Origin of the sequence: Sinisalibacter aestuarii, from assembly GCF_027923545.1 — a bacterium.
In the GTDB taxonomy this organism is placed as follows: Bacteria; Pseudomonadota; Alphaproteobacteria; order Rhodobacterales; family Rhodobacteraceae; genus Sinisalibacter; species Sinisalibacter aestuarii.
Genome location: NZ_BROH01000002.1, coordinates 68,020 through 81,292 on the forward strand (window position 1 = coordinate 68,020; position 13,273 = coordinate 81,292).

The following is a 13,273-nucleotide window of genomic DNA, read 5'->3' on the forward strand; positions in this document are numbered from 1 at the left end:
TCGCGGCGCGCGGCTGCGCGCCCGGTCAGGCCACCTTCTGCAACACCGCCCTCGGCGCCACGCCCAGCGCATGGGCGATATCGCGGGTCAGATGCGGCTTGTTGAGGGTGTAGAAATGCAGGTCTTCCACCCCGCCGTCGATCAGGTCCGAGCACAGCTCCGCCGCCAGCGCCACCGAGAGCAGCTCCTCGCGCCCGTCGCGCTGCGCCTTGGCAAAGGCGTCGTCGATCCAGCCCGGCACATGCGCACCGCAGCCGGCGGCGAATTTCTTCACCCCGTTCCAGTTTTCGATCGGCAGGATGCCGGGAATGATCGGCACGTCGATCCCGGCCTTCTCGGCCTTGTCGCGGAAGCGGAAATAGGTCTCGGCCTCGAAGAAGAACTGGGTGATCGCCGAACTGGCCCCGGCATCGACCTTGCGCTTCAGCCAGTCCACATCGGCATTGCCGTCGCGCGCTTCGGGATGCGGATCGGGGTAGGCCCCGACGCGGATGTTGAACGTGCCGGTCTCGGCCAGCGCCTCGATCAGCTCGATGGAATCGGCAAAGCCCTCGGGATGCGGGCGGAACGCGCCCTGCCCTTTCGGCGGATCGCCCCGCAGCGCCACCAGCTCGGTGATCCCGGCCTCGGCATAGCTCTGCGCGATCTCCAGCGTCTCGGCGCGGCTGGCATCGACGCAGGTCAGATGCGCCGCCACGTTCAGCCCGTAGCGCTTGTGGATCGTGGTCACCGCGTCATGGGTCAGCGCCCGCGTGGTGCCGCCCGCGCCATAGGTGACCGAGACGAAGGTGGGATCGAGCGGCGCGAGATCGCGCACCGTGTCCGACAGGCGGAACGCCCCGGCAATGTCCTTGGGCGGGAAGAATTCGAAAGAAATGCGCGGTGCGGTCATGACGGAGTCTCTGCGTTATGTTTCGGCTCTTGTAGCTTCGCGCCCCCTGTGAGACAAATTCATAAATCTCACGAAGTTTATGAGACGCCCTCATGTATCTCGAATTCCGCCACCTGCGCACCATCCGCGCCATCCACGAAGCCGGGGGCCTCGCCCGCGCCGCCGATATGCTGCACATCACCCAGTCGGCGCTCAGCCATCAGGTGAAGGCGCTGGAGGATCAGGTGGGGATGGAGCTGTTTCACCGCCGCTCGAAGCCGATGAAGCTGTCGCCCGCCGGGCTCAAGCTCCTGCGTCTGGCCGAGCACATCCTGCCGGAAGTGGCGGCGGTGGAGGAGGAATTCCGCGCCATGCAATCGGGCCGGTCGGGCCGGCTGCACATCGCCATCGAATGCCATGCCTGCTTCGAATGGCTCTTCCCGGTGCTCGACGGGCTGCGCACCGCCTGGCCGGATGTCGATGTCGATATCCGGATGCGCCTCGCCTTCGACGCGATCGAGGCGCTCCGGCGCGAGGAGGTGGATTTCGTCATCTCGTCAGACCCGGTCAGCCTGCCCGGCGTGGTGTTCAAGCCGCTGTTCGATTACGAGCCGATGTTCGTCTGCCCCAGGGGCCACCGGCTGGCCGAAAAAGACTTCATCGAGGCGGAGGATTTCGAGGGCGAGGTGCTGCTGCATTACCCGGTGGAGCGCGCCAAGCTCGATGTGTTCACCCAGCTTCTGACCCCGGCGCGGATCGAGCCGCGCGGGATGCGCGGAGTGGAACTGACCGAGGTGATCCTGATGCTGGTCGCCGCCGGGCGCGGCGTCACCGTTCTGCCCGACTGGGTGCTGCGCGATTATCGCGGGCGGCCGGATTACGTGGTGAAGCGCATCACGGCACAGGGGCTGTCGAAGCGGATGTATGCCGCCGTGCGCGAGGAAGACGAGGCCCGGCCCTATATCGCCCACATGATCCGCCTCGCCCGCACCGAACCGGTGAAGCTGCAACGCGGATAGCAGGCAGGCGCGAAAGCCGCGCCAACGCCTTGGCAAAGCGCCCGCCCGCGCGTATAGCGCCCTCGAACGACAGGAGCCGGACATGCAGCAAGGCAGCGCGAACCTCAACATCATGATCAAGGCCGCCCGCAAGGCGGGCCGCAGCCTGGTGAAAGACTTCCGCGAGGTCGAGAACCTTCAGGTCTCGATGAAGGGCGCGGGCGATTTCGTGTCGAAGGCCGACATCGCCGCCGAGACCATCATCAAGGAAGAGCTGATGGGCGCGCGGCCGAATTACGGCTGGCTCGGCGAGGAAGGCGGCGGCGAAGACGGCGCCGACCCGACCCGGCGCTGGATCGTCGACCCGCTCGACGGCACCACCAACTTCCTGCACGGGCTGCCGCACTGGGCGGTGTCCATCGCGCTCGAACATAAGGGCGAAGTCGTCGCCGGTGTGGTCTTCGACCCGGCGAAGGACGAGCTGTTCTGGGCCGAAAAAGGCGCCGGCGCCTGGATGAACGAAAGCCGCCTGCGGGTGTCGGGCCGGGCGCGCATGATCGAGGCGATCTTCGCCACCGGCCTGCCCTTCGGTGGCCGCCACGACCTGCCCGAAACGCTGCAGGATCTCGCCCGCCTGCTGCCCGCCTGCGCCGGCGTGCGCCGCTGGGGCGCCGCCGCGCTCGACCTCGCCTATGTCGCCGCCGGCCGCTACGACGGCTTCTGGGAGCGTGAACTGCACGCCTGGGACATCGCCGCGGGCCTCGTGATCCTGCGCGAAGCGGGCGGGCTGGTGGAGCCGATCCATCCGGGCGGCAATATCCTCGAAGACGGCGAAGTGGTCGCCGCCAATGAGGCGATCTTCGACAAATTCGCCACAATCATTCGCAACGGCTGATCCGTGCCTGCGGGCCGATCCGGCCCGAAATGCCGCAAGATTCCCAAGGTTTGGTCCCCGCAGCGCCATATTCTGCGCGGATTGTGCGCCTCATGGGCAGGGCCAGGAGCACAGGACAGGTGTGACCATGATCGACCCGAAGACGGCATGGACGGCAGTGACGAAGGTTTTCAGGGACGAAGACGGCGCTGCGACGGTCGATTGGGTCGTCCTCACCGCCGCCATCGCCCTGACGGGCGTCGGCGCCGGCTTCTACGTCACCTCCACCATTCCCGACCTCGCCGACAGGATTTCCAGCTAAATGCAGGATTTCGATGTCGGCGGAGATGGCGAGAGCAACGACGGCTGAACCCGTCGCGTCCAGCCCTTGCTCTAGCGCCGCCGCGTCACCCGCGGCACCGGGCTTTTCACCATCCGATACCGCGCCTCGGGATGGTCCGGGTGCCCCTGCGTGCGCCGCCAGAATCCAAGCCCGCCCGCCGCAAGCCATGACGGCAGCACCGCCGCCATGCCGACGAGAAATCCGCCCGCATGCGCCCAATAGGCCACCCCGCTGTCACCGGCGCCATTGGCGACCCCGTTGAACACCTGCAGCCCGAACCACAGCCCGAGCATCACCCAGGCCGGCAGCGGAAAAATCCTGAAGAAGATGATGAAGATCACCAGCACATCCACCCGCGCGCGCGGGAACAGCAGCAGATAGCCGCCCATCACCCCCGCGATGGCGCCCGAGGCGCCCACCATCGGCACCTGCGCATCCGGCGCCGGCGCCACCTGCAGAAGCGCGGCACCCAGGCCCGAGGCAAGGTAGAACACGGCAAACCCGACATGCCCCAGCCGGTCTTCCAGATTGTCGCCGAAGATCCACAGAAACAGCATGTTACCGGCGATATGCATGAAGCCCGCATGGACGAACATCGAGGTGAAAAAGCCCAGATAGCCCTCGCCGTGGGTCACCATCGCCGGCACCAGCCCCCACTGCCAATACAGCCCAAACAGCGTGCGCTCGTCGCCCAGATGCGGCAGGTAGGTGAGGAACACGACGATATTCGCCGCGATCAGCAGGTAGGTGACGACAGGGACACGTTCGGACGGGTTGTGATCGCGGATCGGGAACATGGGCCGAGGTCACACCAGCGCCCGCGGCGCGTCAAGCCTCTCGCGCGCAGTTGACTTGACCGGCGCGGCGCAGGCGGCAAGGCTGAGGCCATGAAACGCGCGCTCCTCCTCCTGTCGCTCGCCAGCCCGGCTCAGGCCGAAGAGGTCTGCCCGCCCGCGCCCGATATCTCCGCCGCCCTCGACGTGCTGATCGCCGATGCCCAGGCGGCGCAAACCTATATGGCCGGGCGCGATGCCTTCCGCGACATGCGCGCGCTCTACAATGCCGCGCCCGATACCTGGTCGGGCGAATTGCTCGACATCGCGCTCGAACGCATCGCCATGGCGGATTACGATGGTGCGATGCTCGGGCTGGACGAGCTTGTCGCCTATTGCCCGCACTGGGCCGAAGGCTGGAACCAGCGCGCCTTCGTCCATTTCCTGCGCGAAGAATACGAGCCGGCCCTGGCCGATCTCGAACAGGCCCTCGCGCTCTCGCCCCGCCACGTCGCCGCGCTGTCGGGCAAGGGGCTCACCCTGATGCGGATGGGCCGCGAGGCCGAGGGCGACGCGGTGCTGCGCGACGCCGTGGCGCTCCACCCCTGGCTGCCCGAACGCGGCCTCCTCGACCCGCCCGCCGGCGCCCCCCGCTGAGCCACCTTTTCCCCGCCGCACCGATCGGCTACCGTCCGCGCGGCCTGCCCGCGTGGTGGAACGGTAGACACAGGGGACTTAAAATCCCCAGCCCTCGGGCGTGCGGGTTCGAATCCCGCCGCGGGTACCAGGCGAAACGGTTGGCAGGGCCGGCGACGTAAACGATATTGATTTGAACCAGATCAATGTCATCGGACCACCAAGCTGCGACAAGGCCGGTGAGGGAAGATATGGCAGCGCGCGTTTTTCATACCGAAGGCATCACCAAGGTCTACCGCACCGGCGAGGTGGAGGTGCATGCTTTGCGGGGCGTGGACACGGAGTTGTTCATGGGGGAGTTCACGGTGCTGCTCGGGGCCTCGGGCTCGGGCAAGTCGACCCTGCTCAACATCCTCGGCGGGCTCGATACCGCCACGGCGGGGCGGGTCTGGTTCCGTGACATGGAGCTGACGGCGATGCGCGAGCGCGAGCTGACCCGCTACCGGCGCGACCATGTGGGCTTCGTCTTCCAGTTCTACAACCTCGTGCCGAGCCTCACCGCGCGCGAGAACGTGGCGCTGGTCACCGAGGTGGCGCGCGATCCGATGCGCCCGGAAGAGGCGCTGGAACGGGTCGGGCTCGATCACCGGATGGATCACTTTCCGGCCGAGATGTCGGGTGGCGAACAGCAGCGCGTGGCCATCGCCCGCGCCATCGCCAAGCGCCCCGAAGTGCTGCTCTGCGACGAGCCGACCGGCGCGCTCGATTCGAATACCGGCGTGCAGGTGCTCGAAGCCCTCAACCGGATCAACCAGGATCTGGGCACCACCACGGTGATCATCACCCACAATGCCGGGATCCGTGCCATGGCGCACCGGGTGATCCATGTGGCCGATGGCAATATCGCCGATGTGACGGTGAACGACACCCGCATCGCCGCCAGCGAGATCGTGTGGTAGGCCGATGCGCGCGCTCGACAAGAAACTCCTGCGAGACATTCGCCGCCTCTGGGCGCAGTCGCTCGCCATCGCCGCGGTGCTCGCCGCCGGCGTGATGGTGATGGTGACGATGAACGGCGCGCTGCGGTCGCTGAGCGAAACGCGCGACACCTATTACGAGCGCGCCCGGTTCGCCGATGTCTGGTCGAGCGCGGCGCGCGCGCCGATGAGCCTCGTGCCCGAGATCGCCGCCATCGAGGGCGTGGCCCGGGTCGAGGCGCGGATCACGGAAAACGCGATCCTCGACCTCGCCGATCTCGACGCGCCGGGCATGGGCCAGATCATCTCGATCCCCGCTTCGGGCGAGCCGGAGATGAACCGGCTGATCCTGCGCGAGGGCCGCTTGCCCGAGCCCGGCCACAAGAACGAGGTGGTCGTGTCCGAGGCGTTCGCGCTGGCGCATGATTTTCACCCCGGCGACGGGTTCTCGATCACGCTCAACGGTCAGAAACGCCCGCTGACGATCACCGGCATCGCGCTTTCTCCCGAGTTCATCTATTCCATCGGCCCCGGCTCGATCATGCCTGACGACATGCGCTTCGGCATTCTGTGGATGCCCGAAGACGTGCTGGCCGCCGCCTTCAACCTCTCTGGCGCATTCAACTCCGTCACCCTCGGCGTGACCCGGGGTACCGATCTCGAACAGGTGAAAGACGAGCTTGAGACGCTGCTCAAGCCCTATGGCGGCACCGGTCCCTATGACCGCGAACAGCAAACCTCCAATGCCTTCCTCGATGGCGAGATCATGGGGCTGGAGCTGATGGTGCAGTTTCTGCCGCCGATCTTCCTGCTGATCACCGCCTTTCTGGTCAACATGGTGCTGAGCCGGCTGATCACCCTCGAACGCGAGCAGATCGGGCTGTTGAAGGCGCTCGGCTACAGCGCCTGGGAAGTGTCGTGGCACTACCTCAAGCTTGCCATGCTGATCGGCGCGGTGGGGATCGCGATCGGCTGGGCCACCGGCTACTGGGCCACCATCGCAATCGCCGAAATCTATGGCGAGTTCTTCCACTTCCCCTATCTCGTCTTCATTCAATACCCCGCCGTCTACGCGCTGTCGGCCGTCACCGGCACCGGTGCGGCGCTGTTCGGCGCGGTATTCGCGGTGCGCCGGGTGGTGCAGCTTTCGCCCGCCGTGGCGATGTCGCCCCCCGCGCCCACGCGGTTCCGCAAAGGGCTGTTCGACCGGCTGATCGGGGTGGTGAAGCCGCGCCAGACGACGATGATGATCCTGCGCGCAATCGGGCGCTGGCCGCTGCGCGCGGCGATGACCACGCTCGGTATCTCGATGAGCGCGGCGATGATCGTGGCCGCGCTGTTCATGCTCGACTCGTTCGACGAATTGCTCGACGTGGCCTTCGTGCAGGTCAACCGACAGGATGCGATCCTCGAATTCGCCCTGCCGCGCCCCGAAACCGTGCTCGACGATGTCGAGAACCTGCCCGGCGTGATGCTGGCCGAAGGCGCCTATTCGGCCCCCGCCCGGCTCTATCACGGGCCGCGCACCCGCACCGTCGCCATCGAAGGGCGGCGCGACGGGGCCGAGCTTGCCCGCGTTTTCGATGGCGTGAGCCGGACGGAAGTGCCGCCCGAAGACGGGATCGTGCTGGAAGCGCGGCTCGCCAACCATCTCGACGCGCGCGTCGGCGACGTGATCGAGGTGGAATTCCTGCAACATGACGAGACCCGCCACCGGGTGATCCTGACCGGCACGGTGCAGACCTTCTTCGGCCTTGGCGCCTATATGGACCAGCAAAAGCTGTCGGCCATGCTCGGGCAGGAGCCTCAGGTTTACATGGCCAATGTGATGATCGACGAGGGTCAGGAAGACGCGCTTTTCAAGGCGGTGAAGGATGCCCCGGCGATCTCGGGGATTACCCTGATGACGACGGTGCGCCAGAGTTTCGATGAAACGATGGCCGAAAGCGCCAATATCTCGGTCATCATCTACTCCTTCGTCGCCTCGCTGATCGCCGTCGGCGTGGTCTACAACTCGGCCCGCATCCAGCTTTCCGAACGCGCGCGCGAGCTGGCGAGCCTGCGCATTCTCGGCTTCACCCGGGGCGAGGTCAGCTACATCCTGCTGGGCGAGCTGTTCCTGCTCACCGCCGCCGCTATCCCGCTCGGGCTCTGGCTTGGCTACATACTGGCCGCCGGCATGGTTGAGAGCTTCGACAGCGACCTCTACTCGATCCCGCTTCTCATCACTCAGGAAACCTATATCCGCGCCGCCGGTGTGGTTGCCGGGGCCTCGATCGCCTCCGCCCTTCTCGTGCGCCGCCGGATCGACCGGATGGACCTCGTCGCGGTCATGAAAACAAGGGAGTAAGCCCCATGCGTCTCACGTTCAGGAATATCGTCATCGGGGCGGTGGTGCTCGCCGGGGTCGGCGCGGCCGGTTACCAGCTCAGCCAGCCCGAGATGGTGCCCGTCGATCTCGCCGCCGTCAGCCGCGGACCGCTGGAAGTGACCGTGAACGCCGATGGCATGACCCGGATCAAGGATGTCTACGAAGTGTCGGCCCCGGTTTCCGGCCAGGTGTTGCGCACGCCGGTCAGGATCGGCGACGCGGTGGTCGCGGGCGAGACGGTGGTGGCCCGGATCGAACCGGGCGAGCCCGCCTTCCTCGACCAGCGCGCCCGCGCCCAGGCCGAGGCCGCCGTGGCCCAGGCCGAAGCCGCCAAGCTGCTGGCCGAAGCCTCCGCCCGCGCCGCCGAAGCCGATCTCGACAATGCCCAGCGCCAGTTCGACCGGATCTACGCGCTGCATGAGCGCGGCGCCGCCTCCGACGCACAGATGGACGCCGCCGAGGTCGCGCTCGACGTGGCCGCGGCGCAATTCGACAGCGCCCAGGCAACCCAGCGGATGCGCGAAAGCGAGCTGTCCGCCGCCAGGGCCGTACTGATCGAGCCCACCGCCCGCGAAAGCGGTGACGGGGCGGCGGCGAATTGCTGCATCGCCCTCACCGCCCCGGTCTCGGGGCAGGTGCTTTCGATCACCAATGAAAGCGCCCGGATGGTAGCCGCCGGCACGCCGCTCGTCACCATCGGACCGCGCGGCGATCTTGAAATCACCGTCGATCTGCTCTCGACAGACGCAGTGCGCATTGCCCCCGGCGCCAAGGCCTACGTCGAACGCTGGGGCGGACCGGACGCCCTTGCCGCGACCGTGACCGAGATCGAGCCCGCCGCCTTCACCAAGATCTCGGCCCTCGGCATCGAGGAACAACGGGTGAAGGTGCTGCTCGATTTCACCACGCCGCCGGAGGACCGCCCAAGCCTTGGCCACAATTTCCGCGTCTATCTGCGCATCGTCGAATGGCGCGGCGATGACGTGCTCACCCTGCCGATCAGCGCCCTCTTTCGTGAAGACGGCGATTGGGCCGTCTTCGTGGTGGATGAGGGCATGGCCCGGCTGCAGCCCGTCGAGATCGGTCAGCGCAACACCGAGATCGCCGAAGTTCTGGGCGGGCTGGATGAAGGCCAGCAGGTGATCACCCACCCCTCCGACAAGGTGGAGGAGGGCGTGCTCGTGGTCGACCGCACCACGCTGGAGTAGCGGGCTTGCACTTTCAGGCCGCTGGCGGGAGACTTTCCGCAGGCTGACAGGGAGGCTCGGGGATGGGCGACGGCAAGATGGCATTCTCACGCGGCGAATATGACCGGCGGCTCGCCCTGGCGCGCGCCGGGATGGCCGCGCGCGGGTTCGACGCGCTGTTCATCGAAGACCCGTCCAACATGGCCTGGCTCACCGGTTATGACGGCTGGTCGTTCTACGTCCATCAGGGCGTGATCCTCACCCATGCGGGCGAGCCCTTGTGGTGGGGCCGTGCCATGGACGCCAATGGCGCCCGCCGCACCGCCTGGATCGGCGAGGGCAGCCTGCGCCCCTATGGCGACGCCTTCGTGCAATCCAGCGAACGCCACCCGATGCAGCACCTCGCGGGTGTGCTGAAGGAGATCGGGCTGGAACATGCGCGGATCGGCGTGGAGATGGAGAATTACTATTTCTCCGCCAAAGCTTACGTGACGCTGCTGGAAGAATTGCCGAACGCGCAGATCCTCGACGCAACGGCGCTGGTCAACTGGCAACGCGCGGTGAAATCCGACGAGGAGCTTGCCTTCATGCGCAAGGCCGCGCGGATTTCGGAAAAGATCGTCGATGGCGTGTTCGAGCGCGCGGAACCCGGGCTGAAGAAGAACGAACTGGTCGCCGATATCTACCGCGACGCGCTGCGCGGCTATCACGACGATTGGGGCGATTATCCCGCCATCGTGCCCATGGTGCCCTCGGGCCCCGACGCCTCAGCCCCGCACCTGACCTGGAACGGCGAGGCGTTGCGCGAGGGCGAGGCGACCTTTTTCGAGATCGCCGGCGTCTATCGCCGCTACCATGTGCCCTTCTGCCGGACGGTCTTTCTCGGCGAGATGCCCGAGGAGATGCGGCTGGCCGCCGATGCGCTGGTGGAGGGGCTGGAAGCCGGGCTGGAGGCCGCCCGGGCCGGCAACCGCGCCTGTGACATTGCCAATGCGCTGGGATCGGTGCTGGAAAAGGCCGGCATAGACCGCGGCGCGCGCTGCGGCTACCCGATCGGGCTCAGCTATCCGCCAGACTGGGGCGAACGCACGATCAGCCTGCGCGCCGAGGATGAGACGGTGCTGGAACCGGGCATGACCTTTCATTTCATGCCCGGCCTGTGGATGGATGGCTGGGGGATCGAGATCACCGAGCCGATCCTGATCCGCGAGAGCGGCAAGGCGGATTGCTTCTGCGACCGACCGCGCGGTGTCTGGGTGAAGGATTAGGGCCCTGTCCGCCGCGCCCGACCGGGCCATGCCGGCGCCCCGGAAAGGGTGAACGACATCTTAATCCACCGTCTCACAGAAGGCGTTCTGGCTTGTTTTCAGACGGTTACGGCAGACCCGGAAAACCAGTTATCCGGATAACTGGTTTTCCGGTTTTCCGGTTTTCTGGCATCCGGGATGTCCGGCGCCCCGACAGCGCCCCTATCGCCCCCGAACCGTCGCGATCTCGTAGCCGCCATAGCCGTTGAACCGCGTCGCGGTCACCGTCGAATAGGCGCCCATCCCGTCGAAGAGGATGTAATCGCCCTCGGCGATCTTGCCCGGCAGCGCAACCGGGTCGGGCAGGCGATCGACCGAGTCGCAGGTCGGGCCGTAGAGCACCCGCGCCACCGGAGCGCCGCCGCGCAGGCCGCCATCCGGGGCCACCACCCGCAGCCGTTCCACCGCCCCCATGAGCGGCGCTTCCGACAATGCGCCGTATATCCCGTCGTTCAAAAACAGCGCACCGCAGCTTCGCATGGCCTTGACCTGCACCGCGAGCGAGAAGGCATCGGCCACCATCGCCCGCCCCGGCTCGCAGACCAGCGCCGGGGCCTCCGCGCCGAACGCCTCGTCGCGCACAAGGTGGATCGTGTCGAAAATCTCTTCCAGCTCCGGCAGATGCCGGCCCCGGTTCGCCGGAAAGCCGCCGCCCACATTGAGCCGGGCCAGCCGCACGCCGGCCTCTCGCGATACTGCGGCGCAGGCTTCGATATAGCGCGCCCAGGCAGACGGATCGGCGCATTGGGTGCCGGGGTGGAAGGTCATCGCCGGGGTGAATCCCGCCGCCTTCACCGCCCGCAGAAGCACCGCCGCTTCCGCCGGGCCTTCGCCGAATTTCTCACCGAAATCATAGGCCGCGCCGGGAATGCCCAGATGCAGCCGTACCGCCACCTCCACCCCCATCGGCACCAGTTCGATCAGCTTGGCCAGTTCCCCCATCCCGTCGACAGAATAGGAGGCCACGCCCGCCTCGACGGCAAAGGCGATCTCGGCGCGCGAGCGCACCGGGTTGTTGTAATGCAGCGCCGCCTTCGGCGCGATCTCGCGGATCAGGGCGATCTCGGCGGGCGAGGCCACGTCGAACCCTGCGATCCCGGCCCCGACGAGGTTTTCCAGCACCGCGCGCTCGGGGTTGGCCTTGACCGCGAAGGTCACCAGCCCGTCAAAGCCGTTGCGAAAGCGCCGCGCGGTGCGCGCCAGCACTTCGGGCGCGAAGTAGAACACCGGGTGCTCCGGGCGCGCGGCCCTGAGGTGATCCTCTTCCGAGGCCCAGACTTGCGGAAAGCGGCTCATGACGATCTCCCTGCCCTTTTTGTCAGGATCCGATCAAATCCCGCCGATTCATAGCGACAGACCGGCGATATTGCCCCATAGTGCCGTCATTTCGACGGACAGGCCGACAGATGGACGAAATCGACGAAAAGCTCCTCGCCTTGTTGGCGGAAAACGCGCGCCTGCCGGTGGCCACGCTGGCGCGCCGCCTCGGCCTCGCCCGCTCGACGGTGCAGGCCCGCATCGACCGGCTGGAAGCGAAAGGCGTGATCGCCGGCTATGCGCTGCGGCTGGGCGACGGCGCGGCGCGCGACACGATCCGGGCCACGGTGCTGCTCACGCTGGAGCCGCGCGCCACCGCGGCGGTGGTATCGCGGCTCAGGTCGATGCGGCAGGTGGAGGCGGCCCATACCGCCTCGGGCCGGTTCGATCTGGTGGTCACCCTGGCCGCCCGCTCCACCGCCGAGCTGGACGACACGCTGGACCGGATCGGCGAGATCGGCGGCGTGCGCGGGTCGGAGAGCCTCATTCACCTTTCGACCAAGATCGACCGGCAGGGCTGAGAGCACGGCATAAGTATCACTTTTCCTGCAATCTCTGGCAGAAATTGAGCCAGTGTTCCGCTAGTTGTTTCATTTATCCAACTTTGCGCCCAGAAACCCGAGTTTCCGGAACAGCCAGAACAAGCCCCCGGCCAACGCCACCAGCAGCGCCACCACGATCCAGAAGGCCCACGGATTCTGCGCCCCCGGCATCCCGCCCACATTGATGCCGAGCAACCCGGTGAGAAAGCCCAGCGGCAGGAAGATCGCCGAGACCACCGACAGGAGCAGCATCTGCCGGTTCATCGCTTCCGAGCGCAGATCCATCACCATGTCATGCACCACCTGCGCCCGGTCGCGGATCGCGTCGAGTTCTTCGGCCAGCCGGGTGACGCGCTCCGTCGCCTCGCGCAGCCGGGCGCGGGCATGGCTGTCGAGCCAGGGCACGTCCTCGATCTCCAGCGACGACAGCGCGTCGCGTTGCGGAAACATGTAGCGGCGCATCAGGATCGCCATACGGCGGATATCGGCCAGTTCGCCGCGCAGACGCGCGCCGAAGCCCTCGGCGTCGCTCGTCTCTTCCAGATCGTCGATCCGTTCGTTCAGCCGCGCCACCACGGGCTCGGCCCGATCGGCGCTGCGCAGCGCGATGCGGGCGACCAGATCGCCGGGGCTGGCCGGGCCCGCCCCCCGGGCAAAGCCCGCGATCACATCGTCCACCGCGTTGAGTTCGCGCCGCTCCACCGTCACCACCAGCCGCGCCGAGATGAACAGCCTGAGCGACACCATGTCTTCCGGTTCGGCGCCGGGATTGAGGTTTACCCCGCGCAGGTTCATCAGCACCGTATCGCCATGCACCGTGGCGCGCGGGCGGGTCTCGGAGGCGGTGAGCGCGGCCAGGGTGATCGTGTCGAACCCGGCGCCCGCCAGCCAGTCCTGCCCGACCGGGCCGGAGGCATTGACATGCACCCAGGCAAAGCCACCCTCGGGCGCGGCCACATCCGCCGCCCGCGCCGCCGCCGCCGCGCTGCGCCCGCCGCTTCCGTCCGGGCCAAAGGCAAATGTCAGAACCTCATCCATCCCGCACCTCCTCGGCGCAGAATAGCCGCCCCGCCCCGG

13 protein-coding genes and 1 tRNA gene are annotated in these 13,273 nt (G+C 67.0%); 10 read left to right on the forward strand and 4 right to left on the reverse strand.

Annotation, left to right across the window (positions count from 1 at the left end; genetic code table 11):
• Positions 1–25 precede the first annotated feature (25 nt).
• The gene (metF, locus tag QMG28_RS05215; protein ID WP_281841154.1) at positions 26–892 is read right to left on the reverse strand and encodes a methylenetetrahydrofolate reductase [NAD(P)H]; all 867 of its coding nucleotides are present in this window, start codon (positions 890–892) and stop codon (positions 26–28) included.
• 92 nt (positions 893–984) lie between these two features.
• On the opposite strand from metF, the gene QMG28_RS05220 reads away from it, so the two are divergent.
• The 3 genes from QMG28_RS05220 (at position 985) to QMG28_RS05230 (ending at position 3,065) form a co-directional block, all read left to right on the forward strand.
• A complete protein-coding gene (locus QMG28_RS05220) occupies positions 985–1,890 on the forward strand; it encodes a LysR family transcriptional regulator (RefSeq protein WP_281841155.1) in 906 nt (301 codons plus the stop codon).
• A gap of 82 nt (positions 1,891–1,972) precedes the next feature.
• Positions 1,973–2,764, forward strand: coding sequence for an inositol monophosphatase family protein (locus tag QMG28_RS05225; RefSeq protein WP_281841157.1), 792 nt, complete (start codon positions 1,973–1,975; stop codon positions 2,762–2,764).
• 127 nt (positions 2,765–2,891) lie between these two features.
• The gene (locus tag QMG28_RS05230) at positions 2,892–3,065 is read left to right on the forward strand and encodes a hypothetical protein (protein ID WP_281841158.1); all 174 of its coding nucleotides are present in this window, start codon (positions 2,892–2,894) and stop codon (positions 3,063–3,065) included.
• Between the two features lie 71 nt (positions 3,066–3,136).
• Here QMG28_RS05230 and QMG28_RS05235 read toward each other — a convergent pair whose 3' ends face one another.
• Positions 3,137–3,883, reverse strand: coding sequence for a rhomboid family intramembrane serine protease (locus QMG28_RS05235; protein ID WP_281841159.1), 747 nt, complete (start codon positions 3,881–3,883; stop codon positions 3,137–3,139).
• A 90-nt stretch (positions 3,884–3,973) separates the two neighbouring features.
• On the opposite strand from QMG28_RS05235, the gene QMG28_RS05240 reads away from it, so the two are divergent.
• From QMG28_RS05240 to QMG28_RS05265, 6 genes are all read left to right on the forward strand, one after another.
• The gene (locus tag QMG28_RS05240) at positions 3,974–4,516 is read left to right on the forward strand and encodes a tetratricopeptide repeat protein (RefSeq protein WP_281841160.1); all 543 of its coding nucleotides are present in this window, start codon (positions 3,974–3,976) and stop codon (positions 4,514–4,516) included.
• 46 nt (positions 4,517–4,562) lie between these two features.
• A tRNA-Leu gene (locus tag QMG28_RS05245) sits at positions 4,563–4,646 on the forward strand.
• Between the two features lie 100 nt (positions 4,647–4,746).
• Positions 4,747–5,454, forward strand: a complete 708-nt coding sequence (locus QMG28_RS05250; protein ID WP_281841161.1) for an ABC transporter ATP-binding protein — start codon at positions 4,747–4,749, stop codon at positions 5,452–5,454.
• Positions 5,455–5,458: 4 nt separating this feature from the next.
• Positions 5,459–7,822: an ABC transporter permease gene (locus QMG28_RS05255; RefSeq protein ID WP_281841162.1), complete on the forward strand. Its 2,364-nt coding sequence runs from the start codon at positions 5,459–5,461 to the stop codon at positions 7,820–7,822.
• A 5-nt stretch (positions 7,823–7,827) separates the two neighbouring features.
• On the forward strand, positions 7,828–9,051 hold the full coding sequence (locus tag QMG28_RS05260; RefSeq protein ID WP_281841163.1) for an efflux RND transporter periplasmic adaptor subunit: 1,224 nt from the start codon (positions 7,828–7,830) through the stop codon (positions 9,049–9,051).
• 62 nt (positions 9,052–9,113) lie between these two features.
• On the forward strand, positions 9,114–10,298 hold the full coding sequence (locus QMG28_RS05265) for a M24 family metallopeptidase (RefSeq protein WP_281841164.1): 1,185 nt from the start codon (positions 9,114–9,116) through the stop codon (positions 10,296–10,298).
• 201 nt (positions 10,299–10,499) lie between these two features.
• On the opposite strand, the gene QMG28_RS05270 is transcribed toward QMG28_RS05265, so the two are convergent.
• Entirely contained in the window at positions 10,500–11,633 is a 1,134-nt protein-coding gene (locus QMG28_RS05270) for a type III PLP-dependent enzyme (protein WP_281841165.1), read from the reverse strand.
• Between the two features lie 110 nt (positions 11,634–11,743).
• Between QMG28_RS05270 and QMG28_RS05275 the strand changes: the two genes are divergently transcribed.
• A complete protein-coding gene (locus QMG28_RS05275) occupies positions 11,744–12,175 on the forward strand; it encodes an Lrp/AsnC family transcriptional regulator (protein WP_281841166.1) in 432 nt (143 codons plus the stop codon).
• Between the two features lie 69 nt (positions 12,176–12,244).
• Here QMG28_RS05275 and QMG28_RS05280 read toward each other — a convergent pair whose 3' ends face one another.
• Positions 12,245–13,234 (reverse strand): zinc transporter ZntB, encoded by a 990-nt coding sequence (locus QMG28_RS05280; RefSeq protein WP_281841167.1) that lies wholly within the window; start codon positions 13,232–13,234, stop codon positions 12,245–12,247.
• Positions 13,235–13,273 lie beyond the last annotated feature (39 nt).